Raw genomic sequence first — 18,103 nt, forward strand, 5'->3', positions numbered from 1 at the left:
ACGCAAAAGACAGACAAAAAGTTTTTGACTTAATGAAGTGCCGTGATGAGGGCCTGACCGTTCTCCCGGCGCACACGCACCGGCAGCATCGCGGGCAAGCCTTGGAGAAAGCCCGCCGGATCGGACACCGGGAACGTGCCCGTCAGTTGCATCGCGCGCAAGGTCGCGATATCGGCATCGGCAATGCGAATCTGCTGCGCCGGTTGCGCCAGAAAGTCGTTCCACTGCGCGATGGCCTGCGGCAGCGGCGTGGCCTGAAAGACCAGCCACCCTTCGCGCCAGCCCCCCACACTCTGCGACGTGACGACTTGCGGTGAGCCGATGCCACGCGGCGTGGTTCCTACGGCTTGCCCCGCGCTCAGCGTGACGTCGGGGTCGCGATTCACATGGACCTCGCCGTCGGGCGAGCGCGCCCACACGGCGACGCGCCCGCGTGCGACCGCCACGTCCATGCCATCGTCGCGCAGCGCCACGGTGAAGACCGTGCCCAGCACGCGCACATTGCCGAACTGCGTGGCGACGCTGAGTGGCCGCGACGTATCGGGTTGCACGTCGAGATGCAGTCCGCCGCGCGAGAGTTGAAACTCGCGGCGGTTGCGGTAATAGGTGATCTGCACGTCGGTGTGCGGCGCGAGCGTCACGACGCTGCCATCGGGTAACGCATGCGGGCGCACTTCCCCTTTGCCGGTGCGCAGCGCCAGTGTCAGCGTCGGCTGCAACCATTGACGCCGTGCAGCGCCGCCGAACACGATCGCGAGCCCGCCAACGCCGAGCCACGTCAGCATCTGGCGGCGAGAGTGACGCGCTGCGCTATCGCTTCGCTTCGGCACGGCGACACGGTCGCGCAACGCGGTACCGTCGGTCTGTTCCCAATACGTTTGCGCGATACCGGCAGCGGCATCGTGCACCGGGGCCTCGGCGCGCCAGTCGGCGAGTTCGCGGGCAGCAGCGGCGGCGTCATCGGCGTCGCCGTGATGCGTGCGTCCAATGAGCGAGAGCGCGTGGGCGATCTGGCGGCGAGACGGCTTCAACGCGCGCGAGTTGGGTGTGGTGGGCGTGGTGCCGGCAGAATCGGGAGTGCCGGGAGTCCGGGTGGCGCGGGCGTTCATGGGCGGTAACTCACGCAATCCATGACGGCGCGCACGACGTGTTTGTCGATCGCTTCGAGGGACACCTGCATGTGGCCAGCCGCTTCGACATAGCTCATGCCGTGAATGCGCACGAGGATGAACGCGTCGCGGCGTTTGCGCGGCATGCGTTCCAGACGGCTGAGCAGCCGCTCGAGCTGCTGCCGGATATCCACGTGATGTTCGGCCGACGGCGCATGGTCGGCGCCAATGAGCGCCAGCGTCTGGAGCATGCGCGCTTCGGCATCATGGCGGCGCGCGTCGCTCACGATCAGGTGCTTGCCGGTGCGATAGAGCAAGGCGCGCCAGTCACGAATCTCCGTGCCGCGCGTCTGCAAGGCGAGCACCTTCGCATAGGCCTCTTGCACCAGGTCTTTCGCGTTGTCGCGATTGTTCAGCGACTTCGCGAAGAAATTGACCAGCTCGGTGTAGTAATGCGCAACCACGGCAGTCTTCCGGCAGCCCGCCGCATCCGCGCACGGAAAAGTTAAATGAGAATTACTCGCATTATGGCCGTGAGTGACAACGGGACGCAAGAAGGATTTTGGGGAATGGAACGAGACCGGCCGTGGCGTGGCCGGTTGTGACAAGGTATGCCGGTCTCCGAATCGACCTCAGGACTGCCGTTCGATGCGCACGGGACTTTCCGCTTCGCGGCGAATGCGCGCCAGCATGCGGCGCCGGATGAGGCCGCTGACCGGGCGGATGACATACCAGTACGGGGCGAACTTGCGCCAGACGGCAGGCGTTGGGCAAAAGACGCGTGTTTCCGTCGTGAGGATGCTTTCTCCCCTGCCGTTCGTCTGCACGTCGAAGCCCATCACGAGTTGGCAAACGTCGTTGTTGTCGATGCGACAGAAGGCGTCCGCCGAGTGGATTTCCACCAATCCGTAATCGCTCTGCCAGAACGCGCCGATCAGACCGAAGGCCAGGCTTTGGTCGGCGTCGCGGCCGAGGAACGTGAAGTCGCCGAGATCGAGCGGTGGCCGGTTTGAGCGGCCGAGCCACCGCGCGGGTGTTTCCCGGATCCGGATGGCCAACCGGACCAACGGGTCGTCCTGCGCACGCTGGCGTTGCACGCAATCCAGAATGACAGCGGACGGCGCGCGAATGGCGATCGCGTGAGATTCACGAAAATCAAAGCGCGGCAGGAAGTCGTCGATCAGCATGGCGGCGGGGGGGCGGGAGCGGTGCCCGCGCGAACGGCGTATCCTAGCACGGCCTTTTGAGCCTTCTTTTGGCCAGTTCGGCCCTCACCCCCTCTCAAAACTATCAAGTGCACGACACGTCGACCACCCTCACTTCCCTCTTCTGGCATGACGACACACTGCGCAGTCGCCGCGTGAGCGGTGTTGTGCTGTCGGGTGTCGTGGACGTGCCGGCGCCGCCCGAGCGGTTGGTCGCGGATTGGACGCGTGACATTGCGTCGCACATGGCATTGGCCGCCGGCGATGTCGAACCGATGCCGCTCGCGCGGGCACGCATGCGTTGGCCGGACTATTCGCAATGCGTGCAGGCGGCGTATGACTGGACGGCGTCGCAAGGGCTGCCGGGTTTGCTGTCGGCGAGCGATGTCGCGCTGATGGCGTGTCGCGGTGCGCGCTATCACCACGATGGCGAGCAGTACGGCGGCTTCGTGTTCTGCAATTTGTTCCTGAGCGATGACTGCGGGCTGGACGTGCATTTCCCGTATGCCGGGAATGGTGGATACCGCATTCCCCTGACGCGCGGCACGATGCTGGTGTTCGACACCTGTCAGCCGCATGCTGTCATCCGGCGAGATCACGACGGCTTTGATGAAGCCGATTTCGCGAACCCCGCGAACCCTTTGAATGCGCTGGACGACGTGCAGATGTTTCTCACGTGGGAACTAGCGGTGGACGATAGCCGTGTCGTGCAGGCGCTAGGGATGGCCTTCGACGTGTTGCCGTCGAATTCGGCAATGCCGCAGGACGCGCAGGTTCTCGCGAACGGCGCCGCCGCCGTGTTGTGCGCGAATTCCGGGCGATGGTTGCCGGTGTCGGATGCCGTGTAAGTGGATAGGCTGGTGAGCACCTAAGCAGGTCATTTCCCCCTGAAGTCCTCAATCGCAAGATCGTACAAGCCAGCCCCCTGTCGGCTGCGCTAGTCTTTCGCTCTCGCATTCCCACGCGACGGGTTCTAAAGAGAAGACTGCGTGTTCGATGTCACGACGCGACGTCGCGGTTGGCGTCGGCGTTTTTGTAGAAGGAAGTGTAATGAGTGGCTTGTATTCGCCATCGGTCGCGGCGCAGGCGTCGCCGTTTCGCACCGAATTGGCACGAGGCATGCGCGCGGCGCTGCCGGTGATGGTCGGTTTTATCCCTTTCGCGTTGGTGCTCGGGGCGCAAGCCGCCCAGAAGGGCTTGAGCGCCATCGAAGTGCCCCTGATGACCGGCCTCAACTTCGCGGGCGGCTCCGAGTTCACGGCGATCCGCATCTGGACATCGCCGCCGCATATCGCGCTGATCATCGCCATGTCGCTGCTCGTGAATGCGCGACACATTCTGATGGGTGCGGCGCTCGCACCGCGTATGCGTCACGTGCCGTTGCGGCGTGCGCTTGCCGCTCTCTTCCTGATGTGCGACGAGAGCTGGGCCATGGCGTTGGCCGATGCCGACGCGCGCGGCAAGGAGCGCATCAGCTTCGGGTATTACGTCGGCGCCGCGATCAATCTATGGCTGACGTGGGTGGCGTTCACGGCACTCGGTGCGGTGCTGGGTCCGGTGTTGGGCGATATCGAGAAGTACGGCTTCGACATGGCGTTCACGGCAGTGTTCGTCGTGCTGCTCAGGGGCATGTGGAAAGGCATGAAGGCCAGCCGCCCGTGGTTCGTGAGCCTGGTGGTGTCGGCGATCACTTATCTGTTCGTGCCGGGTGCTTGGTACGTTGCCGCGGGGACGTGTGCAGGCCTGCTTACGGCCGTCCTTCTGGAGAAGAAAGATGCTTGATGCGATGACGGTCCTGACCATCGTGTTGATGGCCGCGTCGACCTATGCGACGCGTATTGTCGGCTTTGTAGCGCTGCGTGATCGCACGTTGAGCCCGCGTATGCGAGCGATTATGGAGAGCGTGCCCGGCTGCGTGCTGATCTCGGTGATTGCGCCGGCCTTCGTGTCGCGTAACCCGGCCGATTTGGTCGCGCTTGCGGTGACGTTGCTGGTGGCGACCCGGTTTTCGTTGTTGCCGACGGTGGTGATCAGCGTGGTGGTGACCGGGGTGTTGCGGCAGGTGATTTGATTTCGCTAACTCGCGAGAGGTGCCTTTGACTTTGCTTACGTTGTCTCCGGGGGACTTGGACGGCCTGATCGTGCGGCCGCGCTGGCCTGCGCGTCAGGTGCATGTCGACGCACGGGCGCTGAGCAAGCTTCAGGCGATACAGCATGAATTACCGCCCGAGATCGCTTTGATTCTCACGAGGGGCTTCGAGCCGAAAGCTTCAAATCTCGGGTTCGCGCGGCGCCAGTTTCGTGCGCTGGGTATCGGTGTATTCCGCTTGCTCTACCCCACACGACACAACGAACTCGCCGATATCTTCGGCAGCAACGGACATGATGTCGACGGCACACACGTCGACGTGTCTTTTCGTTTGCATGGTCGACGTGTGCGAATGCTGCCGTTAGGTGTTTTTACACCGCCTTCGTGGCAGCGGCGTCGTATGGCACGTTGTGCTTCGGCACTGACGTTGGTGAAGTCAGCGCTCGTCAGCCAAGGGTTTTCGATTCATCACAATGAGACGGAGAGTCTGCAAATTCATTGTGATTTGGTTAGCTAGTGCTGGTCACGCTTCGGACCGCATTCACGAAGGCATCCAGCGCCGGCGTCTGTTGTGTCTCCGCGCGCGTCACTAATCCAACGGCTGGCATCGGCCAATCGTGCGACGCGTTCAGAATCGCAATGACACCGAGCTTCGCATATTGAAGCGCAATTGGCCGAGGAAGGAATGCAAGCCAATCGGTGTCTTGCAGCATCTGTAGGTTCGCAAGCACCGACACGCATTCGACCTTGGGCACCGGCACTGGCATCGCAGCGTCGGTGAAGAATTGTCTGATCGATGTTCGCAACGGCGCATCGCCGCCCGGGAATATCCAATCGGCCGATGCCAACATGGCCGCCGTGATGGTCTTGCGCCGAGCGATCGGATGACCGCTTCGCGCGACGATGCAAACGCTCTCGTCAAACAGCGCCTCTCTGCGAAAGTGTGTCGCCGCTGTGCCGTCGCCCAGCCGGCAAATAACGCAATCGAGCTTGCCCTGCGAGAGCGCCCCCAGCATCCAGTCAAGCGATCCTTCATGAAACTCCGCCACCACGCGCGGGGCATCGTTTCCTAATTGCTGTAAGACCTTGCTCAACAGCGTGGGCATCGCGACCGGCATGATGCCGACGCGCACTTTGCCTAGCGCACCGTTGGCAATGAGCTCGAGATCGCTGCCGAGTTTCTGCATTTCGACCAGCATGATGCGTGCCCGATCAATCACGATCTGGGTCGCCGCCGTCGGGCGCAAGCCACGTGGATGGCGCTCGAATAGTTGGGTGCCGAACAGCGTCTCCAATTCACGAAGCGATTTGCTCGCGGCGGGCTGCGTCATGTGAAGACGTGCCGCCGCGCGGTGAATGCTGAGCGTGTCCGCAAGCGTGACGAGCAACGCCAGATGCCGCGCCCGCAAGCGAGCGAGAAGATGTCCTTCTACGACTGATGGCATGGAATACCCCGATACCGGGAAGTTATCAGCACCTGAAAAGAAAGCATTACCGACGTACAGAAGCGCCGTGTAATGCTACCTACGCGAGATTTATCGATACCTCAAAACGACCGGAGACCCGTATGAAGAACATGCTTCAAAAGTGTGGAGCGATCGTAACGTTGATATGTGCCGTTGGCTATGCGCCATTGAGCACGGCAGCGATGAAGGTGACGCTGCTCGGTACGGGTACGCCGATTCTGAACATCGACCGGTTCGGGATCAGCGTGTTGGTCGAAGCGGGCTCGCAGAAACTGTTGTTCGATGCGGGACGTGGTGTCGCCATGCGCTTGCATCAACGGCAGGTTCCGCTTCGCGACATCTCCGCCGTCTTCATCAGCTTATTGAATTCGGACCATATCACCGGACTGCCCGATCTCTATGCGACGGCACCACTGCCGACCGATGATGGACGTTTAAAAACGCCCATGCGTCTCTTTGGTCCGGCCGGGATAGAGAACGTCGCGCAAGGCATCGAACTCATGTTCAAGGATCAGAACCGGATGCGCATGCTGGAAGGTGAAGTAGTCGAACCGGCTACACACTTCACGACGACGCGGGTCGAGCCCGGGACCGTTTATGAAAAGGATGGGGTGAAGGTCACAGCCTTTTTGATCGAACACGGCCACGTCAAACCTGACTTCGGCTATCGCATCGAATACGACGGGCATGCGGTGGTCATTACCGATGACACGACGTATTCCGAAAACCTCGTCGTGCATTCGAAGCACGCAGACCTTATGGTGCAGAGTGTCGCAATCGGTAGTCGCGCTTTGGAGCGCGCAGCACCGGATTACGTCAATCACTTCTATGGCTATCTCGCCAGCCCGGAGAATGCTGGTCGAATTCTCGCGGAAACTCAGCCGAAACTCGCGGTCTTTGCCCACATCTCGCTTTATAGCCAACCGGGCATCCCGCGAGCCACAGTGGATGAATTGCGCGAGCGCGTTCAGGCGGCCTATCGCGGGAATTTTGTTATCGGTGAAGATTTGATGAGCTTCTCCATCGATGAGCGCGGCGTGACACAACTGCCCTACTCAGCGGAAATCCGGCACAAGGAGCCGGGCAGTCGCAACTTGCCGTAATTTCACGAAGCTCGACGACATCGATCGACGCTTCGTGGTGCGCTTATCTCAATGGGTCGAAGTGTTTTCCGGCCCATTTTGATTGGGCGAACTCTGACTACGCGCCTTAAGCCACGCAATCAACTTCGCCGCCGGCATCGCTTTCGAGAAGAGCCAGCCTTGGCCGTATTCGACGCCCTTGCTCTTCAGGTACTCAACCTGAGCCTCGGTTTCGACACCTTCCGCCACGATGCCTAGGCCCAGTTCGTGTGCCATTTCAATGATGTGCGGCGCAACGACACTCGAAGCCGCCCCCTGTCCGATCGTGTCGACAAACGATTTGTCGATCTTCAGCACGTCGACGGTGAAGGATTGCAAGTAAGACAGACTGGAATAACCGGTGCCGAAGTCATCGATATACACAGGGTGACCGGCTTGCCGCAGCGCAGCGATGATCTTTCGTGCTGACTCGGCTTTGAGCAGACCGCGTTCGGTCGCCTCGATTCTGATTTGAGACGGATGGATGCCCGTGCCCGACAAACTCGTATTCAGCTTTTTAATAAACCGGTCGGTTTGTAAATCTTCGCCTGCCACATTGATCGACACATAGAACGATGGCTGCGCTCGCAGCAATTCCTGAAGCTCCCGGACCGTCTTCTCGAGCACGAGATCCGTCAGCGGCTGGATAAGGTCGTTCTCTTCGGCGACGGCAACAAAAATATCCGGCGGGATATTCTGGCCGTTCAAATTCCAGCGAACGAGTGCTTCGGAACCGACGCAAACGCCGTCTTCAAGGCGCACGATCGGTTGGTAGTGCACCTCGATGTACCGGCGTGCGATGGCCCATTCGAGCGTGGCGGGGAATGAGACTTGGCGGGAGATTCGCTTATACGAAAGCCAGCCGATCAGTCCGCCTACGGCTACCCCAATAGCGAGCCAGACCGCGAGCAGCCCCGTCCAGTTGGCGATCAGCCCACTGCGAGGCGCTTTGACGACGACGCCAATGGGTCGCGACGACGAGCGGGCGACCGCGTAATGCCATGTGTCGCTCTTGATCTTGCCGCCACGCCGCCACGCGTTGAGCATGTCGTCGCTGTCGGCGCCGTACGACATGGCGATGATGCTGTTGGTGTCGATGTTGACGGCCGCGATGGGACGCCGCGCCGGGTCGATGATGTCCACATACGATTGCGGATTGATCGACACGTAATTGCCGTCGCGCCCGAACTGAATGTCGTCGCGAACGTCGCTGATGGGGTTGCGCTGCCGGAGCCAGATGAGATATCCGTCGTTACTGCGCCAACTCGGTGCCGGTAGCACGTAGTGTTTGTCGCGCACGTCGCCAAGCAACGGGGAACAAAGGTATTGCGAGTCGCCGTAGGCGCCCGCGTCCTGAACGTAGCCGTAGTTGAAGATGACGCGGGACGCTCGTGCAATGTAGGCGGGCGAACAGCGCGGCTCTATTCCCGAAGACAAGTCGGCGATGGCGGCGAATGCCTGATAAGTGACCTGCTCGGCGCGCATGACCGCTTTCGCGGCAAACTGCTGGAGGTCTTCCTGCTCACGCTTTTGCGCGTCTTCACGCGCAATGTAGATGCTGGTCAGCACTGGCAGGACCGTGCCGACACAACCGAGCGCGATGGACGCCGAAATGAGCGACAGTCGTCTGAACATTCTGCAAGCCTCCCCCGAGATTCACACACCACCAGAAGCGGTATTCCCTCGAACGGCGACAAGGGTCAGGATGCCTGCTGCGACCCATGACTTGGTCGCATACTAGCTGAAATTTGATAGGGGTGGGATTGCCGGATGTGGCGGGGAAATATTGCGGGAACGGAAACGGGCGCAGCAAAAGAAAAAGCCCTGACAAGTCAGGGCTTTTGAATTTTGGAGGCGGGAGTCGGAATCGAACCGGCGTTCACGGCTTTGCAGGCCGCTTAACATCGTTTATATTCAATTTGTTATTTTCCGCACCACCCTTCCCGCCACCTCACTCAATAGTTTTCACCCAACTACTTCCGTTGTGATTCTCGATGACTTTCACCACTCGGGATCGACGGCAGGTGTGATGAAACGCATGGTGCACCGACAGGACCAGATCTTGAAGATCCGGGTCAGATTCCAGACGTGTAATCTTCAAACCCAATGCTTCACAGACGTCAAAGTGAATGTGGCGACCGTGCTCTTTGTGCTCATCGTGGTTCGACAGTTTCTCGCTGATCGTCTGCGCCTTCTGCGCTGCATCAGCGTCACCAGCAAACATGCCGGACGTGAGCCAGCTTTGCACAATCTGCTTAGACATGTCTCTTGAGCGACGGCAGCTATCCAAAAACGTTGGGTGATACTTCCCTACGATCGTCTGCCACAACGGAATGCTAGCCGGGTTTTCCTGCACCATCCGAACCGCTCGATCAAATTCCTCAAGGACCGCCGGGGCAGAAATTCCGTTTAGGTGCGGGTCAATTGGCCCCAAGCTGGACTGCTTGCCCAAGACGATGGACTGTGCGGAGCAGGCGATCATTGTGCCCGCAGACATGGCGATCTGCGGAACGATGACTCGGATGTCAGTACCAAACTGTTCGCGCAAATAGAACACGATTGACTCGGCGGCCGCGATATTCCCACCCGGCGTGTGCAAAATGAGATCTAACCCGTTCGGTCGGTGCAACTTGTGAACGGCGGTCATGAACCCGCCCTTGTCGTCGTCGTCGATCTCAATTCCACTTGGGCGGGCCTCTAACGTAAGCCACCCCGAGTAGTAGGCAATCACGTTCCGGCCGGTATGCTCTGACAAGGCAAGCATGTACTTGTTTCGAACATATCCCGCCGCGTCCTCTATTCCCCCTGCCTCGGCGGAAGCAATCTCGTCTGAAATCTCAGACCAATTTGGCATACTAAATGTCTCCCCGAAAAGACTAGTGGCCGGCAAAGAGCCGGCCACTAGTCCGCATTCATTCGATTTGTTTTGACTGCATCCCGACCGAACGACCGGGTTAACGTCACCGAGTGTGATTGCTATACGTCACACGAACCGATTCGTCATACATCGACACGATCTTAAATTGCTGTGCCTGTGCCGCACCCGCAGCAAGGGCACTGGCCGACGGCGTGAAGAATTCCTTATAGACGGCGACCCGCTGATCCAATCCCTGAGGGCCAACCTCAAGCGACGGTGCGCGACCGAAAGCGTCCATAACAGCTCCTTGGCATGAAAAAAGAACATTCGGCGCTCAACTTGGAGCCACCGCCCGAGACGTACGTGAAGATTCCAGCACTCAGAACCCTGCACTGGACACGACGTTAATAATAGTTGTGCGCCCGAATCTATCGATTAGCCAATATGTTGTCAAATAGCCTTGCGCTATTGCGATATTGAAAAACAACGCACATTGTGCGGCCGTTTTCGTTGGGACAGGCGCATTCCGTCGTTGTTTCAGACAAAGTGACTTTGTGCGGCGTAGAGTCTAGAGTTTTTACTCTAATCGACCAGAATTTGGTGTTTTCCCTTGTGCAAACAACCATACCGGCACCGCTGGTGCCCCCTCCCCGCCAACTGCTGGAGACACAAGCATCTCGGGTCGAGCGGCAGTACGCAGCGTGTCCCTTGGGTTCTCATATCGTCACTTACCCGCTCGGCACAAGACTCAACACTTGACGCACCGAAGGGTTGAGGCAATATACTGTACAAAACAACAGTGTTAATCGTGCCAACCATCCTTTCCGATCCCCTAGAGCCACCGCATGAGCGGTACAAGCTTGATGCCGACCATAACGTCTTGCCTGCGGACGACTGGGCAGACTGGTGCAGGCGGATGGCTGGGCCACTGTGTCCAAGATGGGTTACGGATATTCCGCCGACCAACGTGCGTGTTTTCACGTTCTTCGCAGGCATGCCCGATGAGCACGGAGCGTTCTTTTGGACGACCATTACCGGCGGGCGCTACCAAGGTCGCTCAGGGTACTTGTTCACGTATGCCGATGCTGAAGCGCAGCATGCACTGGTAGTCGCGTGGCTACGCAAACGGTTCTCCTAGCCCGGCCACGAGTAAATCTTTGCAAGGCAACTTTTCGTTGCAAAACTGTAACCCATGGATTGCAGTTAGATTCATGACGAAATCCTTCAACACCCCGAGTTCAGCAAGTGGTTTTCCGGTCTGCGTGACCGCAAGGGCGTCGCCGCCATCGCGCAACGGCTCGACCGTCTTGCGCTCGGCAACCCCGGAAACCTGAAGCCGGTAGGCGAAGGGGTATCGGAGTTGAAGGTGGATGTTGGCCCGGGCTATCGGGTGTACTTCGTGCAACGCGGTGCCGTGCTGGTTGTGCTTCTCTGCGGTGGAGACAAGTCGACACAGGCAAAAGACATCAAGCACGCAAAGAAGCTGGCTGACGAGCTGGAGGACTGAAAAATGAAACTGAGTGAGTTGAAAGAATTTGACGCCGCTGAGGCGCTCAAGGACGACGAGACGATCCGACACTATCTGTCGCTCGCCTTCGAAGGGGGGGACCCGCGCGAGATTCAGCGGGCGCTTGGCGCGGTCGCCCGTGCGCGTGGAATGAGTGCGCTCGCACGAGAATCCGGGATCGCTCGTGAAGTACTTTATCGGGCGCTGTCGGACACAGGCAACCCGGAATTTGCCACCATAGTGAAAGTGGTAAGCGCCCTCGGCCTGCACCTCACCCTGACGGCAAATTCTGAGCCGACGGAAGCCGCAACGGCTTGACGCTCGGAAGCGCCCGCACCACCGATACGCACGGCGTGCTGTGGTACGGGTGCACACGGCCTACCCGAAGAGCCCAACTGGCTCCGCGTGCCGGTCCCAGCTGTAGATGATCACCTCCTTTCTGTCCGCAGGCTTGCTCGCACCCCCGACCGTGTATTTAATGTCGCATGCGTCGATCTCGAATCCCGCGAACACGCGCCGAATGTCGGGGTGGTCGTTCAGACTCACAATCGCTTTCCCCTTGAGCCTGCCGAGCAATTCGGCCATTCGCTCGTACTCTTCGAACGGAAACGCCACCCCGTAGCCTTCCGTCTGCCAGTAGGGCGGGTCGAGATAGAAGAATGTCTGCTCACGGTCATAGCGCTCGATGCAGGCATGCCACTCCTGATTTTCGATATATGCGCTCGAAAGCCTGAGATGAGCGGCCGACAGGTTCTCCTCCAGCCGCAGCAGATTGAGACCCGGTGGTGCCGTTGTAGCCGTGCCGAACGACTGCCCCTCCACCTTGCCACCAAAGCAATTTTGCTGAAGGTAGTAGAACCGGGCAGCACGCTGAATATCCGTCAGCACACGAGGTGGCGTGTCTTGCAGCCACTTGAACACATCCCTGCTGGAAAGCGCCCACTTGAACTGCCGCACAAATTCTTCCAGATGATTCTGAACCACACGGTAAAGGTTCACCAGTTCGCCGTTGATACGCCCGGCGATGCGCGTCGCCAGATACGAATCCATCTGAATGCCGGAATCAGCCAGGAGTTCGTTCGACACGCGGATCAGCTTCGACGTCAGCTTATGCGAACCGAGATTGCCAGTACCGAACTCGACGTCGCTTTCGCCCGCCTCGTTGTTTTCTCCGACAAGCTCGCCTTCGTCGCTGCCGGATTCGCTCGTCGGCCATTCGATTGCGTTGCCGGCGTCGGTATTCAGGATTTGTGCGACCGACTCGATCCCCCCGAAAGACACCATCGATTCGATGACCTGCGCCAAGAAGGTCTTGGGCACCGTATAACCGCCATCCTTGCCGTCGCCCGCCGCCTGCGCTCGGCTCTCGTTCAGGAGCTTACGTTCTTCCGGCTCCATCTCGGCAAGGCCAACCCGTACGAAGCGGTCGAAAACAACGGCCCGCTTTTCGTCGTCCGACTGCCCGCCGTTTTCTCGCGCGGCCTTCTTCGCCAGTTCGGCCGCGTTGCCCTCGACAAAGCTTTGATCGAGCGCGCGCAGTTCTTCCTCGCGCTCGATCAGTTCATCGATGCGCTTCAGATCGGCACGCATCGCTTCCCACTTCGAGCGCTGCTCGTCGCCCCAGGCGCTTTCGCCTTGCTTATCGTTATACGAACGCATTTCGGTACGATGTGATCACACCAAGCGCTATAGGGTTTGTCGCCGACGGGCGTAATACGCCCTGCCCGCAAACACGCTTGGCATAAGAACTTGTCACGCGCGAATACGCGTTGTCGCTTGGCGTCCCATCCAGCTCCGTAGCCCGCTGTTGCCGAGTGCCACGCTCACGATCAACGAACGAGCCACGCGCAACGCGTTTGTGTTGATCGCAATATGCCGAGCCATCGCGAACGAGCGCGCGACAATTCGGCTTTCGGCGTGGGCGGGGAGCGCTCGATGGCATACGTTCACGGGTTAGGTGCTCGCCGCACGTCCATAGCGGTGGACGGCGACGAGCGGTCGGCCGTGAGGAGACGGGCGCGGCCGGTTGGACAAAACAAAAAGCCCCGAACGCTTTCACGTTCAGGGCTTCACTGTGTTCTTCGCAATAATCTAGGGCGGACCTTCCCCAACCCCACCTCACAGGCTCCGTTTGTCATGTCCCGAGAGGTTTGCACGACTAACGCGCGGTGCCAGCGATTCACCAATGAGCGCCGTTGGATTCACCACCGGGGGCACTGGATGGAGCAGATTGTATTTCAAGAATTCCCCGACGTGCAATATCCATCGCGAAATCTGCGGGTAACATTGGTTAGCTATACGAACTCAACCGATAACAAAATCAGACCAGCATGAACCTTACTCATTTCCCCCCACATCGGCTCAGATACCTCAAAAACATGAGGGACGCCCTACTTTGGCCGTTTATTGCGCCACTCAGAAATGGGGTAATTTTTGATTCTCGCGAGTACGTTCATGAACCGGCACTATTCGCTCGATTGGTGGCAGCAAACATTGGTCTATACGGCGTCTGGCTACTGCTCGCTTGGTTTGAGTCGCCGTCCCAACTCTGGCCGAGTGTGTTTATCTTCTTAGGACTAGGTTGGTTGACATTGTTGATCTCAGCATGTGCGGCGTGGCAGATAAAGGTCGTACGCGCGCTCGCTGAGCTTCTGCCGATGAAGATCTTTGCAGGCGCCGTCATCGCTGGATCTCTCACCTGGTGCGCATCTTCGGTGCGAGATAAAGCATCTTCGATCTTCCCGATATCGCCTTATGAACTCACCAACGCCATCGTGCTTTCAACCGCGATGGAGGCGGCATTCACAATTGCCGTGATTCTGAGTTCTGTGATGTTTGTTGTGGCCGGTTACGTCACCGTGCACAACTTTGTTTCGCTCCTCCGTGGGTTGATCCAATTTGCACGCCGGGACTCGATGACCGTGGGAACAGTGCGCGGATTGATAAATCGGCGGGCTTTCCTATTTCAACTCTTTTTTGCCTTCCTGGCAGGCCCGGCTCTCGGGGTCGCACTCGGCACCTTCGCAATGATGAAAGGCGACAAACTGCTGATCGCACATCTCGCGATGGAATATGACTTCACAACTGTTCACGCCTGCGCCGGTGTCAGCAAAGATGAGAGAGTACTTTTGCTATCGATGAGTGCTCAGAAAGGAATTGCCGCCAAGTTCAACCCACCCGCCAAACACGGAATTTTTAGCAAGTCTTTTGATGACTTAGCCGCTCAACCAATTAGCGCCAGAATGGTCGACTGCTACGCTCCCGGCATCACATGGCGGCCGTACGGCCCCCCCGCCGCTGCGGCGGCTCAAGTTCCGAAAAAGTAACTTTCGACCCTCATCGACGACATTGAAAACGCACCGTCACTGCCGTTTCTGCGTCGAGACAGTCCAAAATCTCGAGCATGTCATGAAAGACCTTTTCCCATCGCTTACGGTACACATCGAGTGCGACGCCGAGTGCACGTGCTCGTGCCGGGTGGTCCACCTTGGCCCTCCCCGATTCAGAGCATGCAGGACAAAGGTCGGTGCGCATTGCGGCCCGCGTGTTCGAATCGGGGTACAGAAACCTTCGGCCGTGACACGCGGGACACCGACTCAGCGCCCCAACGTAATGGCGGATCGTCGACGGCGCGAGGTTCTGCTCGCGCTTCATATCGGACACCCAACGTTCGACCCACTTGTAGTCGAGCGTCAGGAGCAGCGTTTTGCCGAGACGCGCGTGAATGACATTTAGCAGCGCTCGATCTTCGTCAGGCACGTGCAAAGCAACTTGGTATGCTCGATTCAGTTCGGCGAGCGTTAACTTACCGGCCGCAGTCGGCGCAAACTCTTCGGGCACGACACCCGCATCTAGCAGCGCTTCGAGACGGCGCACATAATCGTCGCCCTCGGCCTCGCTCTCAAATCGCAGATAGATTGGTTTGGGCAACAGGCCGCTGCGCTTGACGACGTACTCTCACGTACTACCCCGAAGCCTTTTAATTGCCATTCCTCAACTCACGTACACGGCAATTGTCCATCTATTCCGAGTGGCGAAACACCAACTCCCGGTTGGCAGAGACCGGTTTATGCCACTTTCAGCGGCATTACGTGGGTATGAAATCGGGCGCAGCAAAAGAAAAAGCCCTGACAAGTCAGGGCTTTTGAATTTTGGAGGCGGGAGTCGGAATCGAACCGGCGTTCACGGCTTTGCAGGCCGCTGCATGACCACTCTGCCATCCCGCCATCAGGTATGCCGCATTGTAACCACTCGCTGTCGCCATCGAGGGCGCCCTTCGGATCGATCGCCGTGGGCTTTTCGGCAAATAAAAAGGGAAGCCAGGCTTCCCTCTGGATTTGGAGCGGGAGACGAGTCTCGAACTCGCGACCTCAACCTTGGCAAGGTTGCGCTCTACCAACTGAGCTACTCCCGCATGACACCCGACATCAAGGATTCATTCACTCAATGTCCAGTGTGAAAACTGGAGCGGGAGACGAGTCTCGAACTCGCGACCTCAACCTTGGCAAGGTTGCGCTCTACCAACTGAGCTACTCCCGCATTTTCATGCGTACTACCAATCCACACTACTCAAAATTTCGCTGCCGGGCTAACGCCGTAGCAGCGAGAAGGAGATTATGTCCAAACGTCGATTCAGTGTCAAGCACCTGCACTGAAAATTTGTGAAGAATTTTCTCCCCCACCGCGCAAATCCCGCACTTTCAGTGATTTACGCTCACATCTCACCCCCGCCACGCTCGCGAATCTGCGGCCACGCGCGGCGCAAGTAATACAGCATCGACCACAAGGTGAGCACCGCCGCCACGTAAATCAGCCACGTGCCCCAGAACCGCGAGTCGAAACGCAACCCGTTCCACACCACCGTGCCGTTGAACAGCAACAACGGAATCGCCACCATCTGCGCCGCCGTCTTGATCTTGCCCAATTGATGCACCGCCACGCTGCGCGACGCGCCAATCTGCGCCATCCACTCACGCAACGCCGAAATCGTGATCTCGCGGCCAATGATGATCAACGCCACCAACGCATTGATCCGCCCCATCTGCAACAGCATCAACAGGGCCGCCGCCACCATCAGCTTGTCAGCCACCGGGTCCAGAAACGCCCCGAAGGCCGAGGTCTGGTTCCAGCGGCGCGCCAGAAACCCGTCAAACCAGTCGGTCAGCGCCGCCAGCACAAAGATCGCGCACGCCACCCAATTCATCTGGACCGGGGTCAGACAAGTCGTCGGCAAGTAGTAAACGCCAACCACAAGCGGGATCAGGACGATCCGAAGCCAGGTCAGGAATATGGGGACATTAAAAGGCATGGCAGCATGAGTTCGGCAAACGGCAGTCGACACACGGCGCACTCGGCAGCCGTACCAGACCCGCATTGTGCCGTGTATGCCCCGCAGCGACAAGGCCGAGGCACCGCTGCCCGGTTGACATATGCGTGACTGTGCCCCTATCTTGCTCGCAACCACCCGCCATTAGCTCCGATCTCGTGAAACTGCTCTGGTCGTCTCTGCCCACCCTGCGACGCCGTCTGCTGCCGCCGCACGTGATCATCAGCCTGCTGGTCGGCCTCAACGGGCTGCTGCTCGTCGCCTCCGTGCTGCTGCGCGTGCCCGGCAGCTTGCTCGTCGACCTTTTCGTGCGCGGCGATCTCTCGGCGCTGGAGCGCATCGAAGCCCGTCATCTGCCCCGTCTGCTCTTCGGCCTGAACGCCATCGAGCGCATCGACTTTTCTCACCTGCCCCGCGCGCTCGTCGGCCTCTCGCTCGTTGCCCTCGCCTGCGGGCTGGTCATCCGCGCGCGCACCGCATGGGCTTTTTCGCTCGTGATGCTCACGCTCGCGGCGATCATCAACGTTCATCTCAACATCCGCTTCGATCTGACCTTCGCCCTGTCGATCGTCTGCGTCCTGCTGCTGCTCTGGTACTGGCGCGAATTCGATCGCGCAAGCTTCGCCGCCGCCACGCTCTACACGCTCGTCGCCGTGTTCGCCCTGATCGTCTATGCCACGTTCGGCACGATGTATCTCGGCGCCGAATTCGCCCCGCCCGTCACCGATCTGGCCACCGCCTTCTACTTCGCCATCGTCACGATGACGACCGTCGGGTACGGCGACATCGTGCCGCACTCGACCGACGCCCGGCTCTTCACGGCATCGGTCATCATCTTCGGGATCAGTGTGTTCGCGACGTCGCTCACGGTGGTCATCGGTCCGCTCGTCGGCGGCAATCTCAAGAAAATTCTCGCCGGGAGATTTACGCACGTGATCCGCAAACAACACTTCATCGTGGCCGGCGCGTCGCCGCTCGCCATCAACGTGCACCACGAACTCACCAAACGCGGCTGGCCCGTTACGGTCATCATCGCGAGCGGTGTGGATAATCCGTATCCGGAAGACGCCGACGTGATGCACGGCGACGCCAGCGACAACGCCGTGCTCACGCATGCCGGTATCGAACACGCGAAAGCCGTGCTCGCCCTGCGCGCCGACGACTCGGAGAACGCGTTCATCGTGCTCGCCGCCAAGGAAATCGCACCCACGGTGCGGACCATCGCGTCGGTCAACGACAGCAAGCACCTGAGCAAGCTCAAGCGCGTGCAGCCCGACATGATCTTCGCGCCCCCTGTCGTCGGCGGCGAGTTACTCGCGCGCACGCTCTCCGGCGAGACGGTCGACAACGATACGGTGATGCGCCTGCTGTTTCATGGCGATACCGATAAGTGAGGGGTGGCGATTGAAGCAGCGCCGCCGTC

The 18,103-nt window shown here is 59.3% G+C and carries 17 protein-coding genes, 4 tRNA genes and 2 pseudogenes; 9 read left to right on the forward strand and 14 right to left on the reverse strand.

The genetic code is table 11. The features are described 5' to 3' along the window. Nucleotides 1-29 precede the first annotated feature (29 nt). The 3 genes from CDV46_RS11385 to CDV46_RS11395 form a co-directional block, all read right to left on the reverse strand. Entirely contained in the window at nucleotides 30-1,109 is a 1,080-nt protein-coding gene (locus CDV46_RS11385; protein ID WP_087722563.1) for a FecR family protein, read from the reverse strand. Continuing rightward, complete coding sequence (locus CDV46_RS11390; protein WP_087722564.1) at nucleotides 1,106-1,573, reverse strand: sigma-70 family RNA polymerase sigma factor; 468 nt, start codon at nucleotides 1,571-1,573, stop codon at nucleotides 1,106-1,108. The genes CDV46_RS11385 and CDV46_RS11390 overlap by 4 nt, the downstream gene beginning before the upstream one ends. 168 nt (nucleotides 1,574-1,741) lie before the next feature. Further along, complete coding sequence (locus CDV46_RS11395) at nucleotides 1,742-2,296, reverse strand: hypothetical protein (RefSeq protein ID WP_087722565.1); 555 nt, start codon at nucleotides 2,294-2,296, stop codon at nucleotides 1,742-1,744. Between the two features lie 56 nt (nucleotides 2,297-2,352). On the opposite strand from CDV46_RS11395, the gene CDV46_RS11400 reads away from it, so the two are divergent. From CDV46_RS11400 to CDV46_RS11415, 4 genes are all read left to right on the forward strand, one after another. Further along, nucleotides 2,353-3,162 (forward strand): hypothetical protein, encoded by an 810-nt coding sequence (locus CDV46_RS11400; protein WP_441339325.1) that lies wholly within the window; start codon nucleotides 2,353-2,355, stop codon nucleotides 3,160-3,162. 202 nt (nucleotides 3,163-3,364) lie between these two features. Further along, entirely contained in the window at nucleotides 3,365-4,096 is a 732-nt protein-coding gene (locus CDV46_RS11405) for an AzlC family ABC transporter permease (protein ID WP_087722567.1), read from the forward strand. After that, complete coding sequence (locus CDV46_RS11410) at nucleotides 4,089-4,385, forward strand: AzlD family protein (protein ID WP_087691276.1); 297 nt, start codon at nucleotides 4,089-4,091, stop codon at nucleotides 4,383-4,385. Before CDV46_RS11405 ends, CDV46_RS11410 begins: the two co-directional genes overlap by 8 nt. Before the next feature lie 25 nt (nucleotides 4,386-4,410). Further along, on the forward strand, nucleotides 4,411-4,920 hold the full coding sequence (locus CDV46_RS11415) for a hypothetical protein (protein WP_254916019.1): 510 nt from the start codon (nucleotides 4,411-4,413) through the stop codon (nucleotides 4,918-4,920). Here CDV46_RS11415 and CDV46_RS11420 read toward each other — a convergent pair. Beyond that, nucleotides 4,913-5,848, reverse strand: coding sequence for a LysR substrate-binding domain-containing protein (locus tag CDV46_RS11420; RefSeq protein WP_087722568.1), 936 nt, complete (start codon nucleotides 5,846-5,848; stop codon nucleotides 4,913-4,915). The genes CDV46_RS11415 and CDV46_RS11420 overlap by 8 nt on opposite strands. A gap of 122 nt (nucleotides 5,849-5,970) precedes the next feature. Here CDV46_RS11420 and CDV46_RS11425 point away from each other — a divergent pair, with 122 nt between their 5' ends. Beyond that, nucleotides 5,971-6,972, forward strand: coding sequence for an MBL fold metallo-hydrolase (locus CDV46_RS11425; protein ID WP_087722569.1), 1,002 nt, complete (start codon nucleotides 5,971-5,973; stop codon nucleotides 6,970-6,972). Nucleotides 6,973-7,020: 48 nt separating this feature from the next. Here CDV46_RS11425 and CDV46_RS11430 read toward each other — a convergent pair whose 3' ends face one another. The 3 genes from CDV46_RS11430 to CDV46_RS11435 all read right to left on the reverse strand — a co-directional run bounded on the left by CDV46_RS11430 (nucleotide 7,021) and on the right by CDV46_RS11435 (nucleotide 9,844). Further along, nucleotides 7,021-8,625, reverse strand: a complete 1,605-nt coding sequence (locus CDV46_RS11430) for an EAL domain-containing protein (protein WP_087691273.1) — start codon at nucleotides 8,623-8,625, stop codon at nucleotides 7,021-7,023. A 214-nt stretch (nucleotides 8,626-8,839) separates the two neighbouring features. Beyond that, nucleotides 8,840-8,938: transfer RNA gene (locus CDV46_RS27100), tRNA-Ser, on the reverse strand. Nucleotides 8,939-8,941: 3 nt separating this feature from the next. Continuing rightward, nucleotides 8,942-9,844, reverse strand: coding sequence for an SDH family Clp fold serine proteinase (locus CDV46_RS11435; protein WP_087722570.1), 903 nt, complete (start codon nucleotides 9,842-9,844; stop codon nucleotides 8,942-8,944). Nucleotides 9,845-11,054: 1,210 nt separating this feature from the next. On the opposite strand from CDV46_RS11435, the gene CDV46_RS11445 reads away from it, so the two are divergent. Further along, the gene (locus tag CDV46_RS11445; protein ID WP_087722572.1) at nucleotides 11,055-11,354 is read left to right on the forward strand and encodes a type II toxin-antitoxin system RelE/ParE family toxin; all 300 of its coding nucleotides are present in this window, start codon (nucleotides 11,055-11,057) and stop codon (nucleotides 11,352-11,354) included. Between the two features lie 3 nt (nucleotides 11,355-11,357). Further along, nucleotides 11,358-11,672, forward strand: coding sequence for an addiction module antidote protein (locus tag CDV46_RS11450; RefSeq protein WP_087722573.1), 315 nt, complete (start codon nucleotides 11,358-11,360; stop codon nucleotides 11,670-11,672). 60 nt (nucleotides 11,673-11,732) lie between these two features. Here CDV46_RS11450 and CDV46_RS27395 read toward each other — a convergent pair. Continuing rightward, nucleotides 11,733-12,368: pseudogene (locus tag CDV46_RS27395) on the reverse strand (DNA adenine methylase); the annotation flags it as partial. A 9-nt stretch (nucleotides 12,369-12,377) separates the two neighbouring features. Further along, nucleotides 12,378-13,013 (reverse strand): annotated as a pseudogene (locus tag CDV46_RS27400) (phage major capsid protein); the annotation flags it as partial. Between the two features lie 926 nt (nucleotides 13,014-13,939). Here CDV46_RS27400 and CDV46_RS11460 point away from each other — a divergent pair. Further along, entirely contained in the window at nucleotides 13,940-14,680 is a 741-nt protein-coding gene (locus CDV46_RS11460; protein ID WP_140413347.1) for a hypothetical protein, read from the forward strand. A 10-nt stretch (nucleotides 14,681-14,690) separates the two neighbouring features. On the opposite strand, the gene CDV46_RS11465 is transcribed toward CDV46_RS11460, so the two are convergent. The 5 genes from CDV46_RS11465 to pgsA all read right to left on the reverse strand — a co-directional run bounded on the left by CDV46_RS11465 (nucleotide 14,691) and on the right by pgsA (nucleotide 16,662). Next, nucleotides 14,691-15,284 carry a hypothetical protein gene (locus CDV46_RS11465; RefSeq protein WP_087722576.1) on the reverse strand — a complete coding sequence of 198 codons (594 nt, stop codon included), beginning with the start codon at nucleotides 15,282-15,284 and terminating at the stop codon, nucleotides 14,691-14,693. 222 nt (nucleotides 15,285-15,506) lie between these two features. Continuing rightward, a tRNA-Cys gene (locus tag CDV46_RS11470) sits at nucleotides 15,507-15,580 on the reverse strand. A gap of 112 nt (nucleotides 15,581-15,692) precedes the next feature. Then, nucleotides 15,693-15,768, reverse strand: a tRNA-Gly gene (locus tag CDV46_RS11475). A 49-nt stretch (nucleotides 15,769-15,817) separates the two neighbouring features. Beyond that, nucleotides 15,818-15,893 (reverse strand) — tRNA-Gly (locus CDV46_RS11480). Nucleotides 15,894-16,068: 175 nt separating this feature from the next. Continuing rightward, the gene (gene pgsA, locus CDV46_RS11485; protein WP_058375934.1) at nucleotides 16,069-16,662 is read right to left on the reverse strand and encodes a CDP-diacylglycerol--glycerol-3-phosphate 3-phosphatidyltransferase; all 594 of its coding nucleotides are present in this window, start codon (nucleotides 16,660-16,662) and stop codon (nucleotides 16,069-16,071) included. A 176-nt stretch (nucleotides 16,663-16,838) separates the two neighbouring features. On the opposite strand from pgsA, the gene kch reads away from it, so the two are divergent. Then, a complete protein-coding gene (kch, locus tag CDV46_RS11490) occupies nucleotides 16,839-18,074 on the forward strand; it encodes a voltage-gated potassium channel protein (RefSeq protein ID WP_249277702.1) in 1,236 nt (411 codons plus the stop codon). Nucleotides 18,075-18,103 lie beyond the last annotated feature (29 nt).

Source organism: Pandoraea sp. PE-S2T-3 (genome assembly GCF_002179965.1).
Lineage (GTDB): Bacteria > Pseudomonadota > Gammaproteobacteria > Burkholderiales > Burkholderiaceae > Pandoraea.

What these genes read in the sequence shown, in the direction of transcription:
- CDV46_RS11385 (WP_087722563.1), bottom strand. Translation starts at nt 1,109, where the DNA reads ATGAACGCCCGCGCCACCCGGACTCCCGGCACTCCCGATTCTGCCGGC.
- CDV46_RS11395 (WP_087722565.1), bottom strand. Translation starts at nt 2,296, where the DNA reads ATGCTGATCGACGACTTCCTGCCGCGCTTTGATTTTCGTGAATCTCAC.
- CDV46_RS11405 (WP_087722567.1), top strand. Translation starts at nt 3,365, where the DNA reads ATGAGTGGCTTGTATTCGCCATCGGTCGCGGCGCAGGCGTCGCCGTTT.
- CDV46_RS11410 (WP_087691276.1), top strand. Translation starts at nt 4,089, where the DNA reads ATGCTTGATGCGATGACGGTCCTGACCATCGTGTTGATGGCCGCGTCG.
- CDV46_RS11420 (WP_087722568.1), bottom strand. Translation starts at nt 5,848, where the DNA reads ATGCCATCAGTCGTAGAAGGACATCTTCTCGCTCGCTTGCGGGCGCGG.
- CDV46_RS11425 (WP_087722569.1), top strand. Translation starts at nt 5,971, where the DNA reads ATGAAGAACATGCTTCAAAAGTGTGGAGCGATCGTAACGTTGATATGT.
- CDV46_RS11430 (WP_087691273.1), bottom strand. Translation starts at nt 8,625, where the DNA reads ATGTTCAGACGACTGTCGCTCATTTCGGCGTCCATCGCGCTCGGTTGT.
- CDV46_RS11435 (WP_087722570.1), bottom strand. Translation starts at nt 9,844, where the DNA reads ATGCCAAATTGGTCTGAGATTTCAGACGAGATTGCTTCCGCCGAGGCA.
- CDV46_RS11450 (WP_087722573.1), top strand. Translation starts at nt 11,358, where the DNA reads ATGAAACTGAGTGAGTTGAAAGAATTTGACGCCGCTGAGGCGCTCAAG.
- pgsA (WP_058375934.1), bottom strand. Translation starts at nt 16,662, where the DNA reads ATGCCTTTTAATGTCCCCATATTCCTGACCTGGCTTCGGATCGTCCTG.